Origin of the sequence: Glaciecola sp. MF2-115 (assembly GCF_047250385.1) — a bacterium.
In the GTDB taxonomy this organism is placed as follows: Bacteria; Pseudomonadota; Gammaproteobacteria; order Enterobacterales; family Alteromonadaceae; genus Glaciecola.
Genome location: NZ_JBLBVM010000039.1, coordinates 1 through 24,904, shown reverse-complemented (window position 1 = coordinate 24,904; position 24,904 = coordinate 1). Strand labels below are relative to the sequence as shown.

The 24,904-nt window shown below is 40.6% G+C and carries 23 protein-coding genes and 1 pseudogene; 12 read left to right on the top strand and 12 right to left on the bottom strand.

Annotation, left to right across the window (positions count from 1 at the left end):
- The first annotated feature begins 9 nt into the window (after positions 1–9).
- The 10 genes from ACKLNX_RS03435 to ACKLNX_RS03390 are packed head-to-tail and all read left to right on the top strand — an operon-like array spanning position 10 to position 7,598.
- A complete protein-coding gene (locus ACKLNX_RS03435) occupies positions 10–501 on the top strand; it encodes a Na+/H+ antiporter subunit E (protein ID WP_411695448.1) in 492 nt (163 codons plus the stop codon).
- Positions 498–830: a monovalent cation/H+ antiporter complex subunit F gene (locus ACKLNX_RS03430; RefSeq protein WP_411695449.1), complete on the top strand. Its 333-nt coding sequence runs from the start codon at positions 498–500 to the stop codon at positions 828–830. Before ACKLNX_RS03435 ends, ACKLNX_RS03430 begins: the two co-directional genes overlap by 4 nt.
- The gene (gene mnhG, locus ACKLNX_RS03425) at positions 823–1,155 is read left to right on the top strand and encodes a monovalent cation/H(+) antiporter subunit G (RefSeq protein WP_411695450.1); all 333 of its coding nucleotides are present in this window, start codon (positions 823–825) and stop codon (positions 1,153–1,155) included. The genes ACKLNX_RS03430 and mnhG overlap by 8 nt, the downstream gene beginning before the upstream one ends.
- A complete protein-coding gene (locus ACKLNX_RS03420; RefSeq protein ID WP_412971223.1) occupies positions 1,152–1,712 on the top strand; it encodes a DUF4040 domain-containing protein in 561 nt (186 codons plus the stop codon). Before mnhG ends, ACKLNX_RS03420 begins: the two co-directional genes overlap by 4 nt.
- Positions 1,702–2,124, top strand: a complete 423-nt coding sequence (locus tag ACKLNX_RS03415; RefSeq protein WP_411695452.1) for a Na(+)/H(+) antiporter subunit B — start codon at positions 1,702–1,704, stop codon at positions 2,122–2,124. Before ACKLNX_RS03420 ends, ACKLNX_RS03415 begins: the two co-directional genes overlap by 11 nt.
- Positions 2,121–2,480: a cation:proton antiporter subunit C gene (locus ACKLNX_RS03410; protein WP_411695453.1), complete on the top strand. Its 360-nt coding sequence runs from the start codon at positions 2,121–2,123 to the stop codon at positions 2,478–2,480. The genes ACKLNX_RS03415 and ACKLNX_RS03410 overlap by 4 nt, the downstream gene beginning before the upstream one ends.
- Positions 2,480–3,970: a monovalent cation/H+ antiporter subunit D family protein gene (locus tag ACKLNX_RS03405; RefSeq protein ID WP_412971222.1), complete on the top strand. Its 1,491-nt coding sequence runs from the start codon at positions 2,480–2,482 to the stop codon at positions 3,968–3,970. Before ACKLNX_RS03410 ends, ACKLNX_RS03405 begins: the two co-directional genes overlap by 1 nt.
- A gap of 5 nt (positions 3,971–3,975) precedes the next feature.
- Positions 3,976–5,523: a monovalent cation/H+ antiporter subunit D family protein gene (locus tag ACKLNX_RS03400; RefSeq protein WP_412971221.1), complete on the top strand. Its 1,548-nt coding sequence runs from the start codon at positions 3,976–3,978 to the stop codon at positions 5,521–5,523.
- 9 nt (positions 5,524–5,532) lie between these two features.
- Positions 5,533–5,898 (top strand): hypothetical protein, encoded by a 366-nt coding sequence (locus tag ACKLNX_RS03395; protein WP_412971220.1) that lies wholly within the window; start codon positions 5,533–5,535, stop codon positions 5,896–5,898.
- Complete coding sequence (locus tag ACKLNX_RS03390) at positions 5,898–7,598, top strand: Na(+)/H(+) antiporter subunit D (protein WP_412971219.1); 1,701 nt, start codon at positions 5,898–5,900, stop codon at positions 7,596–7,598. Before ACKLNX_RS03395 ends, ACKLNX_RS03390 begins: the two co-directional genes overlap by 1 nt.
- A gap of 175 nt (positions 7,599–7,773) precedes the next feature.
- Here the strand turns inward: ACKLNX_RS03390 and ACKLNX_RS03385 are convergent, their stop codons facing one another.
- The gene (locus ACKLNX_RS03385) at positions 7,774–9,096 is read right to left on the bottom strand and encodes an alpha-amylase family glycosyl hydrolase (RefSeq protein ID WP_412971263.1); all 1,323 of its coding nucleotides are present in this window, start codon (positions 9,094–9,096) and stop codon (positions 7,774–7,776) included.
- 190 nt (positions 9,097–9,286) lie between these two features.
- Here ACKLNX_RS03385 and ACKLNX_RS03380 point away from each other — a divergent pair, with 190 nt between their 5' ends.
- Positions 9,287–9,565 carry a hypothetical protein gene (locus ACKLNX_RS03380; RefSeq protein WP_412971218.1) on the top strand — a complete coding sequence of 93 codons (279 nt, stop codon included), beginning with the start codon at positions 9,287–9,289 and terminating at the stop codon, positions 9,563–9,565.
- Here the strand turns inward: ACKLNX_RS03380 and ACKLNX_RS03375 are convergent.
- Positions 9,554–10,396, bottom strand: a complete 843-nt coding sequence (locus tag ACKLNX_RS03375; RefSeq protein ID WP_411695460.1) for a TSUP family transporter — start codon at positions 10,394–10,396, stop codon at positions 9,554–9,556. The two genes, ACKLNX_RS03380 and ACKLNX_RS03375, sit on opposite strands and share 12 nt — an antisense overlap.
- Positions 10,397–10,676: 280 nt before the next feature.
- Between ACKLNX_RS03375 and ACKLNX_RS03370 the strand changes: the two genes are divergently transcribed.
- Entirely contained in the window at positions 10,677–12,281 is a 1,605-nt protein-coding gene (locus ACKLNX_RS03370; RefSeq protein WP_412971217.1) for a GMC family oxidoreductase, read from the top strand.
- Between the two features lie 32 nt (positions 12,282–12,313).
- Here ACKLNX_RS03370 and adk read toward each other — a convergent pair whose 3' ends face one another.
- The 10 genes and pseudogenes from adk to ACKLNX_RS03320 form a co-directional block, all read right to left on the bottom strand.
- Complete coding sequence (gene adk, locus ACKLNX_RS03365; protein ID WP_411695462.1) at positions 12,314–12,958, bottom strand: adenylate kinase; 645 nt, start codon at positions 12,956–12,958, stop codon at positions 12,314–12,316.
- Between the two features lie 283 nt (positions 12,959–13,241).
- Positions 13,242–15,164 carry a molecular chaperone HtpG gene (gene htpG / locus ACKLNX_RS03360; protein WP_411695463.1) on the bottom strand — a complete coding sequence of 641 codons (1,923 nt, stop codon included), beginning with the start codon at positions 15,162–15,164 and terminating at the stop codon, positions 13,242–13,244.
- 206 nt (positions 15,165–15,370) lie between these two features.
- Positions 15,371–15,970 carry a recombination mediator RecR gene (gene recR, locus ACKLNX_RS03355; RefSeq protein WP_411695464.1) on the bottom strand — a complete coding sequence of 200 codons (600 nt, stop codon included), beginning with the start codon at positions 15,968–15,970 and terminating at the stop codon, positions 15,371–15,373.
- Between the two features lie 171 nt (positions 15,971–16,141).
- The gene (locus ACKLNX_RS03350) at positions 16,142–19,117 is read right to left on the bottom strand and encodes a TonB-dependent receptor (protein ID WP_412971216.1); all 2,976 of its coding nucleotides are present in this window, start codon (positions 19,115–19,117) and stop codon (positions 16,142–16,144) included.
- Between the two features lie 648 nt (positions 19,118–19,765).
- Complete coding sequence (locus ACKLNX_RS03345; protein WP_411695466.1) at positions 19,766–20,092, bottom strand: YbaB/EbfC family nucleoid-associated protein; 327 nt, start codon at positions 20,090–20,092, stop codon at positions 19,766–19,768.
- 69 nt (positions 20,093–20,161) lie between these two features.
- Positions 20,162–22,903 (bottom strand): DNA polymerase III subunit gamma/tau, encoded by a 2,742-nt coding sequence (dnaX, locus tag ACKLNX_RS03340; protein ID WP_412971215.1) that lies wholly within the window; start codon positions 22,901–22,903, stop codon positions 20,162–20,164.
- Positions 22,904–22,912: 9 nt separating this feature from the next.
- A complete protein-coding gene (apt, locus tag ACKLNX_RS03335; RefSeq protein WP_411695468.1) occupies positions 22,913–23,449 on the bottom strand; it encodes an adenine phosphoribosyltransferase in 537 nt (178 codons plus the stop codon).
- A gap of 18 nt (positions 23,450–23,467) precedes the next feature.
- Complete coding sequence (locus ACKLNX_RS03330; protein ID WP_411695469.1) at positions 23,468–23,596, bottom strand: hypothetical protein; 129 nt, start codon at positions 23,594–23,596, stop codon at positions 23,468–23,470.
- A gap of 262 nt (positions 23,597–23,858) precedes the next feature.
- Entirely contained in the window at positions 23,859–24,104 is a 246-nt protein-coding gene (locus tag ACKLNX_RS03325) for a hypothetical protein (RefSeq protein ID WP_411695470.1), read from the bottom strand.
- Positions 24,105–24,504: 400 nt separating this feature from the next.
- Positions 24,505–24,904, bottom strand: a pseudogene (locus ACKLNX_RS03320) (IS4 family transposase); the annotation flags it as partial.

Genomic DNA, 24,904 nt, shown 5'->3' with positions numbered 1-24,904 from the left:
GAGAAAAATTTGAGTCATTTGTTTAGATTAGGCGTCATACTCGTTGTCGCTTGGTTACTGTTATCCGGGATGTACGAACCGCTCATGCTCACTTTTGGCGCTATCTCAGTGCTCATTTCCTTATGGTTAACCAAACGCATGCTGCGCATCGATCAAGAGCAATACACTTTCTTCGTCACTGCTAGCTTGCTTACTTTCCTCGCTAAATTGTCTTATAAAATTGTTTTGTCGAATATAGACGTGACCTTGAGGGTGCTGGGAATAAAACCCGTTGAATCAACTTTTATTACTATCAAAGTTCCATTCGAAGATGATGTTGCTAAAGTTCTATATGCCAATGCAATTACACTTACCCCCGGCTCTGCGAGTATCGCTCTAAGTGAAAACACCTTGTTAGTCCATACTATTAGTGAGCAAGGAGCAGAAGATCTAGCGAAGGGTGACATATTAGATATTATGCCAAAGCAATACGAAATTAAAAATGTAGAGAATACGCAATGATGACAGAATATTATTTAGTCGCTGGCTTAGCCATCCTTATAGCTATGGCGCTAGGTGTATGCAGGGCCCTGCTTGGTCCAACAGTTTTTGATCGTATACTTGCGGTGAATTTGTTTGGTACAAAAGCGGTACTACTCGTTGCTATTTATGCTTTCTTTTCTGGCAGACATGATTTGCTAGATATTTCCCTACTCTATTCACTCTTAAACTTTGTAGGCGTGATTGCTGCTTTAAGGTTAGTAGAACGAGGAAAGTTCTTTGCTAACAACGCGGTGAAACTAGAAAATAGTGAATTAATAGACAAAGCTAAAGGAGAGCAAGATGCTTGAATTACTCGGCTTTATCCTAATTGCTTTGGGATGCTTCCTCGGGCTCGTTGGTGCAATTGGCTTAATTAGGTTACCAGATATGTATGCTCGATTGCATGCTGTCGGAATTACAGACACCTTATGTTCGTTCTTGATTTTGTCAGGGCTTGCTTGCCACGCCGACTCTGTCAATGTTATTGCCAAGCTAATATTGATATTTTTATTCTTGTTATTCACCAGTCCAGTATCATCTTATGCACTCGCAAATAATGCATTTCGTTGGGGACTGGATCATGGTCAGAAAATACATATAAGTAGTGTTAAAGAAGAGAAGGAAGAAGAATGAGCCTAATTATTAACTTAGTTCTACTTGTTTTCCTTTTAGCAATGGCCTTAGCAGTTTTGAAGGCACGTCATTTATTCGCAATGGCAATGCTTTTTGGTTTATACAGTTTGTTGGTTGCCTGTTTATTTGTAACGCTTGATGCTCCCGATGTCGCTTTTACTGAAGCTGCGGTAGGCACTGGTATTTCAACTGTCCTAATGCTTGTTACTTTAGCTTCTATTAAAGATGGACATGAACTGGTTTCAAGCGAAAAGGTTCGGGCAGCACCATTAGTAATCTGTGTCATCATGGGTGGAATATTAATTTATGGTACACAAGACTTACCCGATTTAGGTGATCCTCTAAGCGCACCACAGAAGGAAGTTGCAGCTCGCTATATTGAGCAGGGACAAGCAGAAACCGGCGTACCTAATTTAGTGACTGCAGTTTTAGCAAGTTATCGGGGCTTTGATACCTTAGGTGAAGTTACCGTTGTGCTTACTGCAGGTATTGGTGTGCTACTGCTTTTAGGTTCTAGGAAAAAAATAAGAATAAAGGAGGTGCCTAATGGCAAATGATCTCATATTACGAGTTGTCACTAAGTGGCTCTCACCAATCATTATTCTATTTGCACTTTATGTGCAGTTTCATGGCGACTATAGTCCGGGTGGCGGTTTCCAAGCTGGCGTTATCTTCAGCTCTGCGATTTTACTTTACTCCCTAACATTCGGCTTAGAAGCCGGTTTACAGCTTATCCCCGAGTTTGTGCTACGCATTGGTGCAAGTTTAGGAGTGTTAATTTATGGCGGTGTTGGCGTTGTTTCAATGATTATGGGTGGCAATTTCTTGAACTATAGCGTCTTAGCTTCTACTTCCCTTGCGGGACAACACATTGGCATCATTATTATTGAGCTTGGTGTTGGTATTACGGTAGCTTCAGTGATGGTGCTGTTGTTCTTTACTTTCGCAAGACAGGTGGCGCCCGAATGAATGATTATATTCTTGGACACATTAACTATTGGTTAATTGTCGCCGTTATGATGGTTGGACTATATACCCTAATGAGCCGCTCGAATCTCATCAAAAAGATAGCAGGTTTGGCCATGTTTCAAACTGCAGTTATTTTGTTTTACGTCAGTCTAGGCAAGGTAACGGGAGGAACAGTCCCGATTATGGATGATAGATATACTTTATATTCTAACCCTTTACCACAAGTTCTCATGCTTACGGCTATTGTGGTTGGGGTAGCAACAACAGCCTTAGGTTTTGCACTCGTCATTCGAATAAAAGAAGCTTACAACTCTGTCGAAGAAAATGAAATTTCGGCTATGGATGAAAAAGAATAATGGAACAACTTACCATCTTGCTGATCGTCATACCTTTGATGGTGGCGCCAATAACAGCTTTAATACCTTCAGAAAAAATCACGTGGTTTTTGACACTTGTTGTTTGTCTGATTTCTTTGGCTTTATCAATTTACCTGCTCTATGCGGTTATTGATGGCAAGCACATCATATATGAATTGGGTGGATGGCGTCCGCCTTGGGGAATTGAATACAAAATCGATTCCTTAAATGCCTTCGTAGCTTTAATTGTTAGCGGCATTGGTAGCCTAGCGTGTTTATTTGCTTATCGCAGCGTGCCCGATGAAATTGAAAGCTCTAAAATACCTTTGTTTTATGCAGCGTTCCAGTTATGTCTTTTAGGCTTATTAGGTATAGCCTTAACTGGCGATATCTTTAACCTGTTTGTATTCTTAGAAATTTCATCACTCGCAACTTATGCGCTCATTAGCATGGGTAAACATAGAAAAGCCTTAACTGCTGCTTTCTCCTATCTTATCCTTGGTACAATTGGTGCCACTTTCTTTCTGATAGGTGTAGGCTTTCTATTTGCAGCCTCAGGTAGCTTGAATACTGCTGACATTGCCAGTCGCTTTAGTAGGTTTGAAGACATGTATGTAGTTGAAACTGCTCTCATCTTCATGGTCACGGGCATTGCTTTGAAAGCTGCTATTTTTCCATTACATAGCTGGCTGCCTAATGCTTACACCCAAGCGCCCTCAGCAGTCAGTGTTTTCTTGTCGGCTACCGCTACGAAAGTATCTTTGTATGTGCTTCTAAGAATTCTTTATGACTTATATCCAGTCGCTTATTGGGTAGATATGTTGCTTCCACAAATAATGCTTTCACTAGGTTGTGTGGCAGTAATATATGGTTCGTATCGAGCCTGTCAACAAACTGAAATGAAGCGTCTACTAGCTTTTTCTAGTGTTGCCCAAATTGGCTATATGGTAATTGGTTTATCTTTGGTGAATCAACTTGGCTTAACAGCATCCATAATTCATCTATTCAACCATGCAGTTATTAAATCAACTTTGTTCATAGGTGCTGGTATTTTGCTTTACAGAGCCAATACTACCGAGCTTGGTAGCCTGCGTGGTTTAGGTAAAGATATGCCTTGGACCTTCGCTGCAATTACCTTGGCCGGTTTGAGTTTAATAGGGGTTCCCGGAACGGTTGGCTTTGTATCTAAATGGTATTTGCTTGAAGCTGCCGTAGAAAAAGGCATGTGGATTGTTGTTATTACCATTGTCATTGGCTCAGTATTAGCGATTACCTATGTCTGGAAAATAGTTGAAAACCTATATTTCAGAAGCAAACGCAAAGTTCATATTCAGGATGTGAGTAGCGGTGATTCAGGGATAGCACGCGCCCCGAAAACTATGTCTGCAGCTCTTTGGATTGGAGCAATTTTGTGTATATTCTTTGGTTTAAATACTGAATTGTCGTTTGAAGCAGCTTCATCTGCTGCAGCCGCGCTGTTGAAACCATAGGAGCAATGATGACGGATTTAGCTTTGACGCATTTATTGATACTGTCTATGGTTGTGCCAATTATTGGCGCGATTGTCATATCAAGGTTACACAAACACATTAACCTTCGCGAAACAGCGACTATTGTGACAGCTGTTATATTGTTTATTATAAACATAGATATCTACCTTAGCCTTGACTTGTCTCATGCAAAAGATGTCGCAGCATCGAGGTTTACCTTTGCTGAACCAATCGAAGGTTTATCGATCACATTCTCTGCAACCGCATTCGGTAGCCTGTTTGCCCTAATCGCGAGTGGCTTATGGATAGCAACATCCATCTACGCAATTGGGTACATGCGTGGACACAATGAAAAACATCAAACTCGCTTCTATGTGTTGTTTGCAATTGCAATCGCAGGTGTAATGGCGGTTGCCTATTCAGACAATTTATTCACGTTATTTCTCTTTTACGAAATATTAACGGTATCAACTTACCCGCTAGTGACTCACGCTGGTACTAGAGATGCTCGAAAAGGCGGCAAAACCTACATCTTGATTTTGATGGGTTCTTCAATCTTATTCTTCTTGCCTGCCATGGTGATCGTGTGGTTCGTATCTGGCACACTCGAGTTCCAAGAAGGTGGTGTGTTGGCAGGAAACCTAGATTTGATATGGGCTGCCCCACTATTACTGATGTTCCTATTTGGCATTAGTAAAGCAGGACTAATGCCCTTACATAGATGGTTACCCTCAGCAATGGTTGCTCCGACACCTGTTAGTGCCCTATTGCACGCTGTAGCAGTCGTAAAAGCTGGAGTTTTCTCAGTTATGAAGGTAGTGGTATTTATCTTCGGAACAGACTTTATAACCGAGTCTGGAGCAAATCATTGGTTAATTTGGATACCTCTTATCACCATCGTACTAGCATCCTTTATCGCCTTAACCAAAGATAATTTAAAGGAACGCCTCGCCTACTCAACAGTTAGTCAGTTAAGTTATATTATCTTGGGTGCATTGCTGGCAAATGAAGCTGGTATTCTTGGTGGGACCATGCACATAGCGATGCATGCCTTTGCAAAAATCTCCTTATTCTTTGCCGCGGGTGCGATTTTGGTTGCGAGTCATAAAAAATATGTCAGCCAGTTAGCCGGTATGGGACGTGTCATGCCGTTCACATTTACTGTCTTCACAATCGGTACTTTAAGTATTATTGGTTTACCGTTCTTTGGTGGCATGTGGAGTAAATGGTATTTAGTATCTGGCGGATTAAGCTTCAACGGCCCAGAGGCTACTTATTGGGCTGTATTGATTGGCTTAACGATCAGCTCGATGCTGAATATTTATTACTTACTTAGCATTCCAATGACTGCCTTTTTTAGCAAAGCTCCTCAAATCGACTCTGACGATCACGAGCACGACGAACATCACGGTGAGAGTGCGAATAGCGTAGAGATTAAAGAAGCACCATTAGCCTGCTTGATTGGCATGGCTATCCCAACGCTTGTAACCATCTATTTATTCTTTGACCCACAAGTGTTTTATCGACTCTCATCAACACTGGCTAATTTTTAAGGAATCGAAATGAAAAGTGAAATAAAAAGCACTGAGCAAAAAGTCGCATTTTTCGACAAACCTGAAAATGTCACATGGATGATGCGTATCTTCTATGCAATTTGCGTCTTGCTGGTTGTAGCAGATTTTATTGTTCACCGTCATATTTATGTGTCGTTTGAAGAAATCCCAACATTCTATGCACTGTATGGTTTTGTAGCTTGTGTTGTTCTGGTCGTGATAGCGAAAGAAATGAGAAAATTAGTGATGCGTGATGAGAACTACTATGACGAACGTGACGATGAATTAGAATTAGATGTGCCTCGCGTTGATGTTGAGCATCATGAACTTGCTCCTCAACCTGGTGACGATGCAACAACTAAGGAGTCGCATTAATGAGTTATGCTATTCCTGCTTTTCTACCATTTTTCTTAGCCGCTTTATTTGCAGCAGTAACGCCATTAAAGTACCGCTACGCTTTGGTGCTAGTCCCATTAATTAATGGTATTTTACTATTTTTAAACGCCGATCAACTCACACCAATTAGCATTCAACTGCACACATTCACTCTGCAAATTATGGATGTAGGTGCTCAGGTGAGTGAACAAGAAGCAAAACTGAGTTTATTGTTTGCCTACCTGTTTCACTTAGCTTGTTTTATTTGCCTTATCTATTCACTGCATGTGAAGGACAGAATACAAATCGTTGCTGGGTTACTTTATGCTGGAAGTGCAATCGGAGCCGTCTTCGCTGGTGACTTTATCACTCTCTTTATTTTCTGGGAGCTACTTGCTGTTACTTCTGCATTTTTAGTATTTGCGCGCAGAACGAAAGCAGCAAAAGCGGCAGGTATCCGTTATTTGATAATTCAGATCTTATCTGGCGTATTGTTACTGATCGGTGCGATCAGCTACTTCCAACAAACTGGCTCAACTGACATAGGCTATATTGGTCTAGGTTCAACCGCATCTTGGTTCTTCCTTGTCGCGTTTGGCATAAAAGCAGCTTTCCCTTTTATGCATTCCTGGTTATCCGACGCCTACCCAGAAGCTACCCCGACGGGTACTGTTTTCTTGTCAGCCTTCACCACGAAAGTGGCAATCTATATGCTTGCAAGAACCTTCCCAGGCGAGGATCTGCTCGTGTATATCGGAGCGGCAATGACATGTTTCCCAATATTTTATGCTGTTATCGAGAATGACTTACGTAAAGTATTGGCCTATAGCTTAATCAACCAACTCGGGTTTATGGTCTGTGGTATAGGTATTGGTACAGCCTTAGCGCTAAATGGCACAGTTGCGCATGCTTTCAACGACGTCATATTTAAAGGTCTTTTATTTATGACTATGGGCGCGGTATTGCACCGTGTCGGCCATGTAAATGGTTCTAATTTAGGTGGCTTATACAAAACAATGCCGAAAACGACCTTGTTCTGTATTGTCGGTGCTGCCTCAATTTCTGCATTCCCATTATTCAGTGGTTTTGTCAGTAAGAGTATGGTCATGGCGGCAATGATCGAAGCAGGTCATGAGTACTTATGGCTGATGTTGTTGTTTGCCTCAGCGGGTGTATTCCATCATGCTGGTATCAAAATCCCATTCTTTGCATTCTTTGCGCATGACTCAGGATTACGACCAAAAGAAGCCCCTACCAACATGCTAGTTGCTATGGGGATTGCATCTTTTATTTGTATACTTATTGGTACTTACCCAGAGGTGCTATATCAAATGTTGCCTTGGGAAAATGACTATGTCCCTTATGATTTAACGCACACATTAACCCAATTACAATTGTTATTCTTCTCTGCCTTAGCCTTTGTTTGGTTGAACAAAAAAGGGCTGTATCCACCAGAACTGAAATCTGTAAACTTAGATTTTGAGTACTTGTATAGAAAGGTCTTACCAAGCGCTGGCCTGGGCTTAGCTAACTTAGGCAATACATTGAAAGTATTAATCACTGGGCTAGCAGTAGATGCCATGAACGCATTGCCAGTGATGAAGCGAGGTAATGATGCAAACGCAGCTACGTTAACCTTAAGAATGGCTATCGGCTTTGTTGTGATAGCTGTACTCGCTTTTATAACTCAGTTTATGTAGTTTTTAGTATCTTAGTTGGTGTTAAACGATCGTCATCAACAGGGCTAAATTAATAGCTTTTTGATGGCGATTTAAACTACCAAATATTGACTGGCGTTATGAGATAATTATTCCCTAAAAAGCACTAAATTTACGAGTAATTCGTGTGCTTTTTAGATGTTTAAATAAAACGTTTTTAGTACTCACGCATAAAAATCCGATACTCCCAAGGTTCCAAATCCAACTCGTAGTCACTGAATAAGTCATGTAAACGATTACTTGTGTCAAACACGTCAATGTACTCATCTGTAAATAAGTCTTCGTAGAATCTCACTTGCTTGTGTTCATCGCTAAAGTTGAATACCATGAACCACTTACTTTCGTTGTCTTGTCGAACAAAGCTGAAAATAGACTGCTGTTGACTGTTGGGCACTTGATGCATCAATGCACCGTGCTCTGCATTCCACAAGGCTGTGTAACGCTTGCGCAAGGACAGGAGTTGAGTGTATAGATCCCCTATTGCATGTTCTTGCCACTCTATGGCGTCTTTTTCAAAAAAGGCTAAACGTTTCGTTTCTCCCGCCTCCTGCCCGTTGTGTATAAGCGGCATGCCTTGTCCAAGACAAGAAAGCACAATACAAGCTTGTTGAGCATCACCAAACTTTTCATCAGGTGTGCCTTCCCACGCATTCTCATCATGGTTGCTGACAAAGGTCATGCGCATAGCTTCTCTAGGCCACGATCTTTCATTCCACGAATAGTATTTACGTAAGGTATCCAGTGGGGCTATTTTACTCACAATAGCGTGCAAAGCTTCATTCCACGACCATGCATAGCTCATGTCAAAAGCGTACTCATGCAGATCTCTATCTTCCCACTCTGCTAGCATAAAGATGGGTTTAATCTCATCCAACTCTTCTCTCGCTTGCCGCCAAAAATCATTCGGCACGTAACCGGCGACGTCACAGCGAAAACCATCTATATCAAATTCTTTTACCCAATATGACATTGCTTCAATCATATAGGCCCTTAAGTCAGGTTGAGAATAATCAAATTCAATGATGTCATCCCAGTCCCACCAGGGCGAAGGCCTGAAGTCACCTTTATAATCTCGCACATACCAATGAGGATGTTGACTGACCAATACATTATCAGGGGCACTATGATTAGGCACCCAATCCAATATCACTTTCAATTCATGTTCATGTGCGCGCTTAATGAGGGCTTTTAGTTCTATCGCAGAACCGAATTCGGGGTTAATTGAATAATAATCCTTAACTGCATAGGGACTACCCAAACTCCCTTTCCTATTCAGCTTGCCAATTTCATGTATTGGCATTAACCATATAATACTCACACCTAATTTTTTAATTCTAGGCAACTCATTGGCTACGGCTCTAAACGTGCCAGCTTCGCTAAATTGTCTTACGTTAACTTGATATATGCTGGCATTGCTCGCCCACAATGGCGTGGTATGTTTAACATAGGGAATGATGGGATATGTCAAAATTGTGCTCATCATGAAATTGGCTATATAATGAGCATGTAATCACAAACTTGAATAGTTGGCAAATTAAGCTGAAGTACTAGTATTAATATTAGTGTTAATCATTCTGAGTCCGTGTTTTCATCATAAATGTTTGCTTTAGATTGCAGTTTTAGGCACTGTTGTAAAAACGCCTTTCGAATTCCAACTTGAGACCGAAGAAATGTATAGGAAAAAGCTACTTTTAAGCCTAATAACCCTAAGCGCTATTGCCGCGGCTGGATGTTCGAATCGAGCTGCATATGAAATTATGCAAACGAATAAGAGACAAGCATGTGAACGCATGGCCGAAGGGCAAGCCAGAGAAGATTGTTTACGAGGGTACCAAAAGACCTACGATGACTATGAACGAGAGCGCAACGCGCTTTTAGGAAATAAAAAACGGGCAACGCCTAAACCGAAGCTTGAGACTGAAAAGGATGAAAATGGTTCAGGTAATTAATCCTGCGACTCCCATTACGAAAATCCAAGTCGCAAAAAATATTTTGAGTTTGACTACCGAAAAATAAAGCACGACGCGCTTAGCAACTATACCGCCAATTATCGCGCCAGCTCCAGCAAAAATTAATACATTCCAATAAATCGCTTGTGTGATAAAAATATGATAAAAAACGGCAGACCAAACGGAAAACGCACTGAGAATTACTGCAAGTGCAATTGCTGAAGTCACGTTAAAACCGCGTAAAATAAGATAGACGGCAACCATTTCACCCACACCGACAGATAGCCACGCAGTTACAATACCACCAATAAAAGAGATGATTGAGAGAAAGACTGAATCTAGTGGAGTTATTTGTTGGCTTGCACGCTGTCGTTTTAACAATGGAATAGATGCGTAAATCGCAATAGCTAGCAAAATTGAAAAAATACCAAAGCCTACATGCAGGAAGCTTAGCATCTTTGCGGAATATTTAACTAATGCAAACTGCGCAAACATAATGCCAGCAATGGAAGATGGAATGGTCACAACTAAACCTTTATTTAAGTATAACCACTGAGAGCTTTGCAAGTCAGCTACCTGACTCTTGCCATTCCTTTCTTTTTGTAATTGACGTCGATAACGATGCCAAGTAATTGCTCCCGCAGTCATACCGCAACATTGGATCGCAAAGCTAGTGGCTACAATCGCAGTATTTTGCATTTCAATTTGATTAAAGAATGGAACGAAAACGACACCGCCCCCCGCGCCGGTAGCATTGGCAAAAATCGCTCCTATCATTCCAAGTAAAAGAAAGCCCATGTAATCTAAGATGAGCTGAGAGCGTTCGGGCATGCTCACGACAAGAACAAGCCAACAGAATATCAATGAGGCTCTATAAGGGTGCTTGCGAAAAGCGTTTGAAACTCTGGTCAATGAAACGATTCTCTCAGTATTAAGGTCGATTTATGACACCCATAATTAGCGATGTCATGGTATTTGGGCTGCATAGTCTACTCTTTTTACCTTTAATGGTTAATATGATTTTTACGAACAATTAGTTTATAAAAATGAACTGGTCAGACATGAAAATACTGGTACTATCTAAGTAATGATTATCAACAGTTGAAATGCAATGACCGAATTTGACATTATTATCGTAGGTGCTGGCTCTGCTGGCGCGGTACTAGCCAATCGCCTATCAGAGGATCCCAAGTTAAGCGTTTGCTTACTTGAAGCTGGCGGCAAGGACGTTAACCCAGCGATTCATGTTCCTTTTGGTCTTGCCTTTCTCTCTGACATGAAATCTCTCAACTGGCGTTTTGAAACTCATGCTGAAGAAAACTTAAATGGACGTGAAATGTTCTGGCCTAGAGGGAAGACTCTTGGTGGTTCAAGCTCTATCAATGCAATGTGCTACATTCGAGGCACAGCTAAAAACTATGATGATTGGGAAGAACAAGGCTTAGTTGGGTGGTCTTGGAATGATGTCCTACCTTATTTTAAGAAAAGTGAAGATAACACAAGAGGTGTTTCTGAGCTGCATGCTATCGGAGGCTGCTTAGCTGTTTCCGATTTAAAACATGTAAACCCACTAAGCCAAGATTTTGTATCCTCTTCAATTAGTTGCGGCTTAACTGAAACAGAGGACTTTAATGCTGAAGAACAAGAAGGTGTTGGCATATATCAAGTGACTCAACGCAATGGCTCACGTTGCAGCACGGCAAAAGGCTTTTTATCCGATGAGATACAAGCCCGTCCAAACTTGCACATCATGACCAATATTGAAGTTAAGAAAGTCCTGCTAGATAACAACAAGGCAACAGGTTTAGAAACCTTTTCCAATAATACTAAACAGTATCTATTTGCTAAAAAGCGCATCATATTGAGTGCAGGCGCGATTGGTTCGCCGCAAATATTAATGCAATCTGGTATCGGTGATGAAGCACACTTAAGTCGCCTAGGCCTTAAAGTAGAAGCACATCTGCCAGGCGTTGGGCAAAATTTACAAGACCATTTGGACGGTACAATTTTATTTCGAACTGAAGATAAGCGCTCTTATGGCCTATCTGGCTCTGCCTTAATTAAGAATGCGCTAGAACCTCTAAAGTACTGGCTTCACAAGGAAGGAATGTTAACGTCAAACATTGCTGAAGGTGGTGCATTCTTTAAATCTGATCCCAGCTTAGCATTACCCGACATCCAATTACATTTTCTCCCAGCCTTGCTAGTGGATCATGGTCGCTCCAAACCTTGGGGACACGGTTTTACTATTCATTTCTGCAATCTCTATCCAAAAAGCAGAGGTGAAATTTTACTTAAGAGAGTCGATGGCGAGTTGCATGCGGACATACGAGCGAATTACTTATCTCATGAAGATGATATTAAACCATTAGTTGCTGGTTTTAAGTGGTGCAGAAAAATCAGCAACACAGCTCCACTTGGCAATAACGCGACTGAGTGGATGCCAGGAACTGAAATACAAAGTGATGAGGAAATTGTTGAATATTTACGAAGTAATGTAGAATCCGTCTACCACCCTGTTGGTACTTGTAAGATGGGCATTGACAGTGATGAGTTGGCGGTTGTTGATGCTAGATTGAATGTAAGAGGAATTGCAAACCTCATGGTAGTTGATGCGTCTGTTATGCCCAATATCATTGGCGGCAATACCAACGCACCTACTATTATGATTGCTGAGAAAGCTGCTAATATGATTAAAGCGGAACTCTCAAAGTAATAGGGACTGAAATAACAACAGTCCCATGTTGTTTAACTCACTAATTTCTCTAACTCAGCACTAATTACGTCGACGGGTTTTGTACCATCGAGCTTATGATATGCACATAAACCTTCGTCAGCAGCTGCTTGGTAGTAGTTAACAAGTGGCTTAGTTTGATCATGATAAATTGCGAGGCGGTCACGAACGGTCGCTTCTTTATCGTCCTCACGTACAATCAGGTCTTCACCGGTATCATTATCCTTTCCTTCCACTTTAGGTGGATTATAATCGACATGATAAACACGACCAGAGCCTGGATGAACTCGACGTCCGCTCATACGACCGACGATAACATCGTCTGGTACATCAAACTCAATACAGTGATCAACTTTAACGCCAGCATCTTTCATTGCTTCTGCTTGCGGTATCGTGCGAGGAAAGCCATCTAACAGGAAGCCATTGGCACAATCTTCTTGAGCAATACGCTCTTTCACTAAGCCGATAATAATATCGTCAGAAACTAATTTTCCGGCATCCATTACTTTTTTTGCTGCCAAGCCCATCTCGGTGCCCGCTTTGATAGCCGCACGCAACATGTCACCAGTAGAAATTTGCGGTATTCCAAATTTCTTCATCAAAAATTGAGCTTGTGTTCCTTTTCCGGCACCTGGTGCGCCAAGTAAAATGATGCGCATTAAGCATCCTCCAACAGATTAATTTGATTGTTAACCATCAAACTTTACAACTTAGACACGTAGTTCACAAGTCAAATTGAAGTTTAAAACAGTAACTTAAGACTAATGGCGAATGATTCATGTTATCCAAGCAAAAAACAAGCCCTAAACACGGATTATTCGTTTATTTGAGCAACATCCGACCACTTCTTTTGTGCGTAAAATAAACAAAATTGACACGAGCATAAAAAAAGCGAGCATAAGCTCGCTTTTTACATGGTTTTTAAACCCAAACTATTTAGTGCTACTTCGCTAAACTTGCCAATAGACCATTCAAGTTTTGAACAAAACTAGCAGGGTCTTTCAAACTTCCCTGCTCCGACAAAGCAGCTTGATCAAACAACACTTCAGACCATTGTTTGAACTGAGCTTCGTCTTGAACATTAGCCATCAACTTAACGAGGTGATGTTCTGGGTTCAATTCAAAATGATACTTAGTTTCAGGCACAGGCTGACCAGCAGATGCCATCAATTTAGCCATTTGTGTCGTCATGCCATTTTCATCAGCAACAATACACGCTGGTGAGTCAGTCAAACGATGGGTAAATTTCACACTTTCGACCTTATCACCAAGAGCAGTTTTAGCTCGCTCAAGAATGCCCTCTACTTCCTTCTCTGCTGTTTCTTTCGCTTTCTTAGATTCTTCATCATCTAAGTCACTCAAGTCTAAGTCAGCTTTTGCAACAGATTGGAATTGCTTTTCATTAAATTCAGTTAAGTGAGACATTAACCATTCGTCAATGCGCTCGCCCATCAACAAGACTTCAATACCCTTCTTGCGGAAGATCTCTAAATGAGGACTTGTTTTAGCGGCTTTATAGCTATCAGCGGTTACATAGTAAATTTTGTCTTGGCCTTCTTTCATACGACCAATGTAGTCTTCAAGTGACACACTTTGTGCACCAGACTCATCATGTGTTGAAGAAAAGCGAAGTAATGCCGCGATCTTATCTTTGTTGGCGAAGTCCTCTGCTGGACCTTCTTTAATCACATTACCAAACTCTGCCCAGAACGCTTGATATTTCTCAGCGTCTTTCTTCGCCATTTTTTCAAGCATTTGAAGCACACGCTTTGTGCAACCTTGGCGAATGGATTGAGTAATTTTGTTATCTTGTAATATTTCGCGAGATACGTTTAACGGTAAGTCGTTAGAGTCAAGTAAGCCCTTAACAAAACGCAAGTAAGTTGGCATAAACTGCTCTGCGTCATCCATAATGAATACACGTTGAACATACAGCTTTAAGCCATGAGCTTGTTCTCTATTCCACATATCAAACGGCGCTTTCGAAGGGATATACAATAAGCTTGTATACTCAGTCTTACCTTCAACACGGTTGTGAGACCATGTCATTGGATCGGCGAAGTCATGAGATACATGCTTGTAAAACTCATTGTACTCGTCATCGCTTATGTCTGACTTTTCACGAGTCCACAATGCAGTTGCTTTGTTGATAGATTCCCAATGAGCGGGTACTGCTGGCGTTTTTTCGCCATCAGGGCCATCACTTTCTGGTACTTCTTCTTTGTACATTTGTACTGGAATACTGATGTGATCTGAGTACTTTGTGATAATTGAACGAACGCGCCAATCGTCAGCAAATTCTTTCTCTTCTTCCCGAAGGTGCAAGGTTATTTCTGTACCGCGGGTTTCTTTATCTATTGTTGAAACCGAGAACTCGCCTTCGCCAGCAGATTCCCAGCGAACGCCTTCCGACTTATCTGCACCCGCAGCACGACTTTTAACAACGACTTTATCAGCAACGATAAATGCGGAGTAGAAACCTACTCCGAACTGACCAATTAATTGTGAGTCTTTCGTTTGGTCGCCCGATAATTTACTGAAAAAATCAGCGGTGCCAGACTTAGCAATTGTACCTAAGTTAGCTATCGCATCTTCCTTATTCATTCCAATGCCGTTATCTGAAATGGTTAAGGTTCCAGCTTCTTTGTTAACACTGATTTTTACGTTTAAATCTGGATCGTTTTCGTACAGACTGCCGTCTGACAATCCTTTGAAACGAAGTTTATCTGCAGCATCGGCTGCGTTCGATACTAGCTCGCGTAAAAAAATCTCTTTATTTGAATAAAGTGAGTGGATCATCAGTTGAAGTAACTGTTTTACTTCCGTTTGAAATCCATGGGTTTCTTGTTGGACTGTCTCGGCCATTACCAAGTATCTCCTGCGTTTATTTTCTATGATGTGAAGCTAAGTGATGTTTTGCTCCATCCTAGATAGGAAAAGTGCAAATCATCACCATAAAAAGTCTTTATTGAAGTGAGATATAGGAACTAAGAGAGTTTTTTCAAGGGAGAAAATGAAATGAAATAGAAAATAATGCCCCTGCGAAGGGTTATCAGCCAATAATGTTTAATTTATACCTGCCTTCGCCCGGAAAAGGCATGGCTAATGGTATTACCATCGATATATTCCAATTCGCCACCAACAGGAACGCCATGAGCAATGCGCGTCGCTCTAATTTGCTTGTCCCTACATATTTGCCCAATATAATGCGCCGTTGCCTCACCCTCTACTGTTGGGTTAGTGGCTAGAATCACTTCTTGAATAGACTCTTTATCCAGAAGTTGCGCTAGCTCTGTTAAGCCAATCTCAGCTGGACCGATACCATCAATAGGAGACAAATGCCCCATTAAAACGAAGTATTTACCTTTGTATTCAGACATTTGTTCTACTGCCAAAACATCTTGAGGAGACTCTACAATACAAAGTTGACCGCTTTCGCTCCTTAAAGGACTTTCACATATTTTACACAGACGACTTTCAGTGAAGGTTCGGCATTGCTCGCAATGTGACACATGTTCCATAGCATCGTGAAGCACTCTACTTAAGTTTAGTGCCCCCTCTCGATTTCTTTCCAGCAAGGTAAATGCCATACGTTGAGCACTTTTAGCACCGACGCCAGGTAAACATTTCAATGCGGTAATTAATTCGTTGATAAGTGGGCTGAATGACATGTACAAAACTTCTTAATAAATAAAAGCAAATAATAACATGAAGCGATTTAATTATTTAGGCACATTTTGTGATTTTGGAAGTGGAAGTTTAAAAACAAAAACCCCAGCATCAAACTGGGGTTTTAAACTTAGTCTACTAACTAGGTATGATAAATAGCTCTATCTCACACCTTAAAAGCGGTAGCTTGCACCAAGAGTGATACGACGGTCAGTAAGACCTTGATAGCACAGTAAGGCACCTTCATTAACACAGTATTGGCTTATATCCGATTCTGTTAAATTAATTGCTTCCAAACCAATGTTTAGTTGCTCATTCACATCGTAGTTGATGCTTGCATTTAACTGACCTCTATCGTCTTGAACCACTGGGAAACCCCAAGGGAAACTGCTGGTACTACCAAAGTCAGTTGAACGATATGCTTCGCGCCATGTGTAGCGGGCTCTAGCTGAAATGCCATACTTTTCGTAGTAAACAGTAAAGTTATAAGCGTTTTCTGACAAGTCGATTAGTGACTGTCGAGCTGTGACCTCAATACCATCAACACCTGTAGTAGCGGCAAATACGTTAGCAGCTCGACTCGTTGCTGAATCGACTGAGTCACCACCAGAAAACTCTTGCTTAGTGTAGTTAGCAACGACACCAAAACCAGATGCCCAACCTAACTCATCTTCAAAGTCTGCCAGGTCATATTGAACAGCAATTTCAATACCTTTCTGAGTAGTTTCGCCAGTATCATTAATTGTCGTTGATGCTGGTACACAAACACCTGTTCCTGCTGGTCCAAACACATTGATGTCGGCAATGATATTGAATATACCGCCGCCTTCACAATCTGGACCTACAATGTCGCGGAAACCAGTCACTGGATCCTCGTAAGGATTTGACGTTTGACTTACGTGCAAGTCAGAACGTGTTTTATGAAAAATACCAACACTAAACACACTTGCAGGCGCAAAATACCATTCAGCAGAAATATCGAATGAAGTCACTTCTTCCGGCACCAAGTTTGGATTACCGATAGCAACAGAAGCGTTCGGACTTGTACCAAATGAAGCTGAAGTTGATAAGTCGTTAAAGTCAGGACGTCTAATATCTTTACCCCAGCCCGCACGAACCAATACATCATCACTAACATCTGCAACAACATTTATGCGTGGCAAGATAAAGTCATAATCGCCTTTTGTAGTGACTCTAGTGACAACTTCATTACCATTAGTATCTTCAGTAATTGCGTTACCTACAGAGCTCACTTCCGTTTTTAAATAACGTAAACCTGCGTTACCACGAAATATACCGTACTCGAAATTTGCTTGCGCATACAAAGCATTTGTTTCTTCTTCAATATCGAAGAATGAACTAGATACAGAGGTTGGCGAACTAATAGGACCTCGGTCTGAACCAGTAATCGCATTATTCGCTACAATGGCAGCGTTGATAGTATCTAAAACGCCTTGTGGATCAGAAGCAACTAACTCAGGGTTGATCAGAAGAAAATCACGAACGAATAGTTCTCTTCCATCAGCTGCATTGAAGTTAGTAGGACCGTTTACGAGTATAGATGAAAACAAATTACCTCTGGGGCTATCAGCCATACTTCGTAAGCCAACGTTAGAACTAATAACATCAGATAAACTTGATGATTTGTTATATCGATAGCCTAGATCAACTGAACTAATATAGTCAGTATCTAAGAAGTAAGTAAAGTCAGTTCTAAATGCGTTTTCAGAGTTCTCAGAAATATTCTGACCGATATTTACATCGCGAAGAACAACGTTAGCTGGGTCAAGTAATTGAGACGCAGTTGGCGCATAGTCTTCGCCAAATGCAATACCAAATGCCAAAGAGCCACCTGTTAAGTCGTAAATAAACGGAACGCTGTTATCGTTACCGCCGCCTGCATCTAAAGGTGCATTGGGATTGATAAAGTTAAGCGTTGTATTAAAACTCGGTGTGCTTGAATCTGAAGTAGAAGTAGAAACCTCAACTCTCGCCTTGTACTTTTCTCTTTCCCACTCACCACCAAGTCTAAATATTTCACTTTTAGTTACTCGTGAGTTTGTATCACTCGAGAAACGTAGATTTGGATCATCATCGTCATCGGCTAAATCAACTGGTATTACGCCTCTTACCGCAGCTTGAATACTGCCTAGTGAGACACCGTCCAATGAACCAAAGTTAACAGTCTCAAACTGTGAAGGAATTGAAATATTGTTCAGGCTACTAACTCCTGAAGCTTGAACTCTTGAGCTTTCCTGTCTGCGTTCTTGGTCGTTGATAACAGCATCAAAGTAGAACTTCAGTTCATCACTTGGTGCCCACTCAAAAGTACCTGCTATGTTAACTGTCTCAGATTCGTAGTTGTCATAATCCTGCACGAAAAATTGAATCGGCAAAAAGTCAAACGACTGAGCACTCGCAGCGCCACTGTCAGAAGCAATAAGGTTATCTCTATCAGCACGAGGACGGAATGCCGTCGCTTCTTGTTCAGCATAACTTGCACTAATAACAAAGCCTACTTCGCCATTATCAGTAGCCCAGTTATCACCATACGTACCAGATAACCTTGGAGTGAAGCCACTGTCTGTAGTCAGACTACTGTCTTCTCCTTGAACTCGGAACGCTGCTAAAGTTTGTGTTAATTCCAGTGGTCGAATAGTTCTTAAATTGATCGTACCACCAACAGAACCTTCTATTGTTTTCGCGTCAGGCGATTTTGTTACTTCAACTGCAGCAATGATGGATGCGGAGACATCTTCAAAATCGATACCACTACGTCCAGCACCAGAACCAACCGTTGATACACCATTAATTTCGGTGCGGTTAGCACTTGTTCCACGTATTTGAACGCCAGTACCGACACCCGCAGAACGCGTAATCTGAATACCGGTAATATTCTCTAGTACTTCTGCTAAATTTTGGTCAGGTAATTTACCAATATCATCAGCTTCAATCACTTCAATTAATTTGTCTGATGAACGCTTTTCTGCAAGCGCACTGGTTAGGGCACTTCTAATCCCTTTAATTTCGATTACTTCAAGATTCGTTTCTGCGTTCTCTTGCGTCTCTTGTGCATGAACTGACGTAGCCATATTCAATGCAGTGGCAGATAATACGGCCAATGTGATTTTAGATAGTTTGTGTCCCAATTTGTGTCTCCTTGTGCAGCATATGAAAGTACCGAAGACGGACCCTCTATTACCACATTGTTGATTTATAATTGTTGTATATTGCTACATCAAGATTACAAAAACTTTGCAAACTTCTTACAATGCACTTACAAAATATTTCACACTATGCATTTTTGGTCAACCCTAAAAGTTCATTAATAATTGTTTTTATATTTATTTTGGTAATACCAATAAACAAACAAAGAGCTTACCAAAACAATGGGCTATCGTCACAATTTGATTTTAAATATTAAAAATCAACCATTTAAAATACATAAAAAAAATATATATAGAAATTATTTATCGTAAATACACATGAAAATAGACTGATATTTATTTTGGTTATACAACTTTATTAATGGGGGAAACCACAATAAAACACTTAACAAAAAGCTAACAAAAAACATTGGTAAGCGCACATACGCATAAAGAGTAAGACTTTAGTCGCAGGCATGAAGGGAATATTGGTAATAATAATGACAGCAGTTTGTAATAATGAATTTGCATGTTGTGATGAAATTCAGGAAAAATAGATCGCAGTATCACTTTTAGAAAAAAAAGAGCCTATGTTTCCATAGGCTCTTTTTTTCTTTTAAAACGACTAATGTAATCGAGGTTATGTAATCTCTAAAAAGGCATTTTGAAGCCTGGTGGTAAATTCATACCGTTTGTTACAGAGCCCATTCTCTCTTGGCTCGTTTCTGCTACTCGACGAACAGCATCATTTGTAGCAGCAGCAACTAGATCTTCAATCATGTCTTTCTCTTCTTGCATAAGTGATTCGTCAATATCTACCCGTCTCACATTGTGATTACATGTCATTGTGACCTTTACTAAGCCTGCACCTGATTCTCCAGTCACTTCTAGACTTGCGAGTTCATCCTGAGCTTTCTTCATTTTCTCTTGCATTTGCTGGGCTTGCTTCATCATATTGCCCATTCCACCTTTAAACATTGTCTTCTCCTGCATATTAGGGACAGATTAATTTGAGTCCTGTCGAGTTTTATCAATGCAGACAAGTAATTATCGAGGTTTTATCGAACCTTCTATTACTCGCCCTTCGAATGCTTTGATCAATTCTTGAATTGATTCATTATTTTCTACAACATGATAAGCATGTTGCTTTCTTACTAGTGAAATCTGTTGCTGGATTTGAAAAGGTGTTTCCTCTACTTCTCCATATTGCACCTCAAAGTTTACTGGCTTGTGATAAAAAGCACTTAAGGCCTCTGTAATAGTAGCGCGATGCTGCGCTTCATCAAGGTGTTTATTTCGCTCATCAATACGAATGATAAAGTTGTCGCCATGCTGTACTAAATTTGATTGGAGTAAGAGCTGCTTATTTAAACCGCCAACCCCAAGCTCTTCAATAAAATCACTCCATTTATTTACTTGTTTAGCTCTAATCAGCTTTTCACCATTTTCTAAATAAGGAGCAACTTTTGGATGAGTTAATTTTACATTGCTTAGATCGTTGACGCCATGACCAAACATCGCTGCGATTTCATCTGCTGCATCTACAAACTGCTCTTCAGCTTCATGTTCACCTTCAAGAAGACTTTTTCCAAGTGAAGCATCATTTGCGACAATTGATGGAATTGATGCCTGCTCTATTGATGGAGGTGATACTTGCTCCTCTGATGGAGGTGATACTTGCTCTACTAATGGAGGTGAAACCTGCTCTATTGATGGAATTGATGCCTGCTCTATTGACGGAGGTGATACCTGTTCTTTTACATATGGAGCATCATCATCTTCATTAAAATCTAGCTCCTCTTCGACTATCTGGGGAGATTGTTTGCTTTCTAATGGTGACGCAGAGATCACACTTTTCTCAGCGCCAGAGTCCAGAATCGGCTCCTCGCTAGCTATACCACCATCAGATTCACTATCTTCCCAAGGAGGTGTTTCGTCTTCTAACAGAGGGTTTCTGATGATTTTAATTGCACTATCTGCGCCGACTTCTTCAAGTTTGCTTGGTAAGCCTTCATTACTTACGAATATAGAGTTATCTTGCTTCATTAAGCGGTCAAACAACGAAGAAGTACTTGATTCGTCGTCTTTTGTTTCGGACTCATCTTCAAGCACTTCATTTTCTAACAGCTCGTGAAGAGCCAATAAATCAGACGTTGTAGTTAGGTTATCTTGCTCCTTTTCACTAGTTTCGTTTCGACTCTCTTCGGTATTCATTGAGTGCAGGCTGGAATCCGTTACTTCCTCGGAAAGTAAACTAGCCGCGTGTTCGCGTTGAGTTTGCGCTTCATCATGCAATTCGTGAAACTCATCAAACATTGAGCCTTCTGAATCTTCATCGACAAAAGACATATTGAAAATGTCTTGTTCAACTTGTTCAACTTGTTCAACTTGTTCAACTTGTTCAACTTGTTCAACTTGTTCAACTTGTTCAACTTGTTCAACTTGTTCAACTTGTTCAACTTGTTCAACTTGTTCAACTTGTTCAACAATAGTGTCTTTATCCACGGGGGCTGTGTCAAGTTTTTCTGGTGCTTCTTGTTGATGCTCTGTCGTTAAATTTGTTTCTACAGTAGCTTCAGAATCATTAAGTGAGGGTAAAACTTGCGCTTCTTTTGCTACAGTTAATGGTTCTTTGACTAACTCAGCTGTTTTTTTTTCTGCGATTAGGTCACTGTGAGCTTTTTCTAGTTCCAACTCAACTTTTTCAGCTGGGCTAAAAGCCAACATACGCAGAATTGTCATCTGCAGACCAGTAAATGCATCAGGGGCAAATGACAAATCTTTTTTACCTTGCAATACTAATTGATAAAACAATTGAATATGCTCAGCGGAAACTGATTTAGATAACTGATAAACAGCTCGTGCACTCAGGGTTTCTATCTTACAAATATCTGGAACGATTTGAGTGAGAGAAATCTGATGAAGTAAGCTTAAAATTTCCGCTAGTACTTGAGAGTAATCAGGTGCATGAACGCAAATTTCGTCCAACTGCTTTAGTGCTTCTTGACTGTCTTTCTCGATAACGGCTTTAACAAGACGTAAAACTTGATTCTTATCTAACAGACCTAGCATGTCCGTAACGATTTGGGTCGATACTTGGTTATTACCTTGAGCGATTGCTTGGTCAGTAAGACTAAGCGCATCACGCATGCTACCTTGAGCTGCTCGTGCCAAATGCGATAGCGCGACAGGTTCTGATGGTATGTCTTCTTTGCTTAGAATAAATTCGAGCTGAGTCTGAATTTGCTCCCTAGATAGAGCCTTTAGACTGAACTGTAAACATCTTGATAAGATAGTCACTGGCAGCTTTTGCGGGTCGGTAGTTGCCAATAAAAACTTTACGTGTGGAGGCGGCTCTTCCAAGGTCTTCAGAAGTGCATTGAAGCTATGCTTAGAAAGCATGTGGACTTCATCTATTAGATAGACTTTAAAACGACCACGTGTAGGTTTGTACTGAACGTTATCAAGTAATTCACGCGTGTCTTCCACTTTCGTTCTTGAAGCTGCGTCAATTTCAAGCAAATCGACGAAACGGCCTTCATCGATGTCTCTACAAGCGTCACAAGTACCACAAGGTGTTGCACTTTGACCCGTCTCGCAATTCAAGCTTTTTGAGAAAATACGAGCAATTGTTGTTTTGCCAACACCTCTTGTTCCAGTGAACAAATAAGCATGGTGCAATTTGTCATTATCAAGTGCATTGGATATAGCACTAACAACATGCTCCTGCCCAACTAGCTCAGCGAATTTTTGTGGACGCCACTTTCTTGCTAATACTTGATAACTCATTGTAATTATTTACTCGCCGTCAAACTCGATTAAACTAAATGGTGTCACGCCGTGCGCAAGTAATTTTTCATGTCCACCAATTTCAGGTAAGGAAATGACAAAACCTGCATGTTCAGTTACGCCACCTAAGCGACGGATTAAATTAGCAGTTGCTACCATTGTGCCACCAGTGGCAAGCAGATCATCTATCATCAAGACTCTGTCACCCGGCGATATGGCATCTTTATGAATTTCTAATACATCTGTTCCATATTCAAGTTCATATGACTCTGAAATAACTTCACGTGGCAGTTTTCCTGGCTTTCTTACTGGTACAAACCCAATGCCCATTTCTAGCGCCAAAGGCGCGCCGAAAAGGAAACCTCTAGCTTCGGTCCCAACTACCTTGTCGAATGTCATTCCATTAAACTGAGCTTTTAACTGCTCAATACAAGCTGTAAAAGCTTCATGATCTTGAAGTACACTTGTTACGTCGCGAAACATAATCCCTTTCTTTGGATAATCGGGGATTGTGGTTATTGCTGATTTGATGAGTTCGATTGTCACTTAACTACCTAAAACTGATTAATTACTAAAAAAGAATACATACCAACCGGCTAGTATGTGCATGAGGGGAAACACAAGCAAGGTTGCTAATATGCCCAAAAAGTACCAACCGTTAAAAACTTCATTGAATTCAGTATTATCACTCATTGGCAACACCTTATATTTTGACAGATAAATATGAGCCGTGAATATTACTTGATCGAGGTCAAAAAAAACAGGACTTGATCGGATTCTTATTAGAATTATTAGAGAAAAGATGACTATGAATGAAGTATTAGTCTAGGGCAATTTAGAAAAGGATTATTAAACTATTGTAAAAATGAAATGCTGTATATTATAAAATTGTAGTTTGTCTCTTCCTTGAGACAAACTACAAACAATGCAAATGAGTTTTGCGTATTGATTCTGCTTATTTGTCTAGGTTAGCTAATGAAAACTCTTCAGGACTAATCAGCTCATCGCCGTCTACATCTAAAGAGTCAAATAGCTCTTTTAACACTTCATGCGCTTCAGCTTCTGTTTTTGAAATCATGCCATCAGAATTTGAGTCTAACTTGTTGAATAAACTTTCACCTGAAAATGCGTTAGTTGAAGTTAATGCTAGTGTGAAAGAAAAAGCTGCTATAGATAAGAAAATGTTCCGTTTAGTATTCATATAAAAATCTCCGTTAGTTAAAAAGTGATGAGAATAATCTTGCTCTCATCTACCCTTTATCACTTTCTGTGCCAATCCAGCCTATTCTAATAAAATCAATAACTTAAGAATTATACGCCTTAATTTGTTTTGGAATTAGTTACTAAACTGTTCCTAATTAGTAACGTGGTGATGATCGATTAAGAATTGTCAAAACTAAACCATTGAATTTACTCGTAAATGTCATTGTCTGCATTTACCAACAAGAATTAATAGCCATTTATTCGAGAAAAGGTCCTACTACACACCGTCATCCTCGCGAAGGCGGGGATCTCTTTGCACATTTAGTAAGCGCACAGGTGCTATTTTTATGTTTACTATGTAATGTGGGGGGTCCTCGCCTGCGCGTAATGCTGTTCGGTTAAGGTTTTTTCCTTAGATGTTCGGCTTTCTTTAATGGGAATCTTGTTGGCTTTATCTTTACAGCTCTAGGATAATCCGGCCGGTCAGGCTCAGGCAGAATGAAGTCTTTGAGCGTTTCAGTCAGATCTTTCACTCTAGCTGGTATCGTATGAAGGCTATTTGTCGAAGCCGTAATTGCGTAGTCATAAAGTACAATACGTAGGCACGATTTAAAGCTTATGCGAGTTGGCCGTAGCCCAACGTTATCAGCGGTTAGCGCTATTTCGTGTCGGACAAGATTATAGGCAATTAGCATGCCGTATAACTCTTGATAGACGAGGTCGATTTTTTTACTTCTTAGTGTAATGGCCTTATTGAGCATGGACGTTTTAACTTCTCTATACCCCAATTCTATTTCC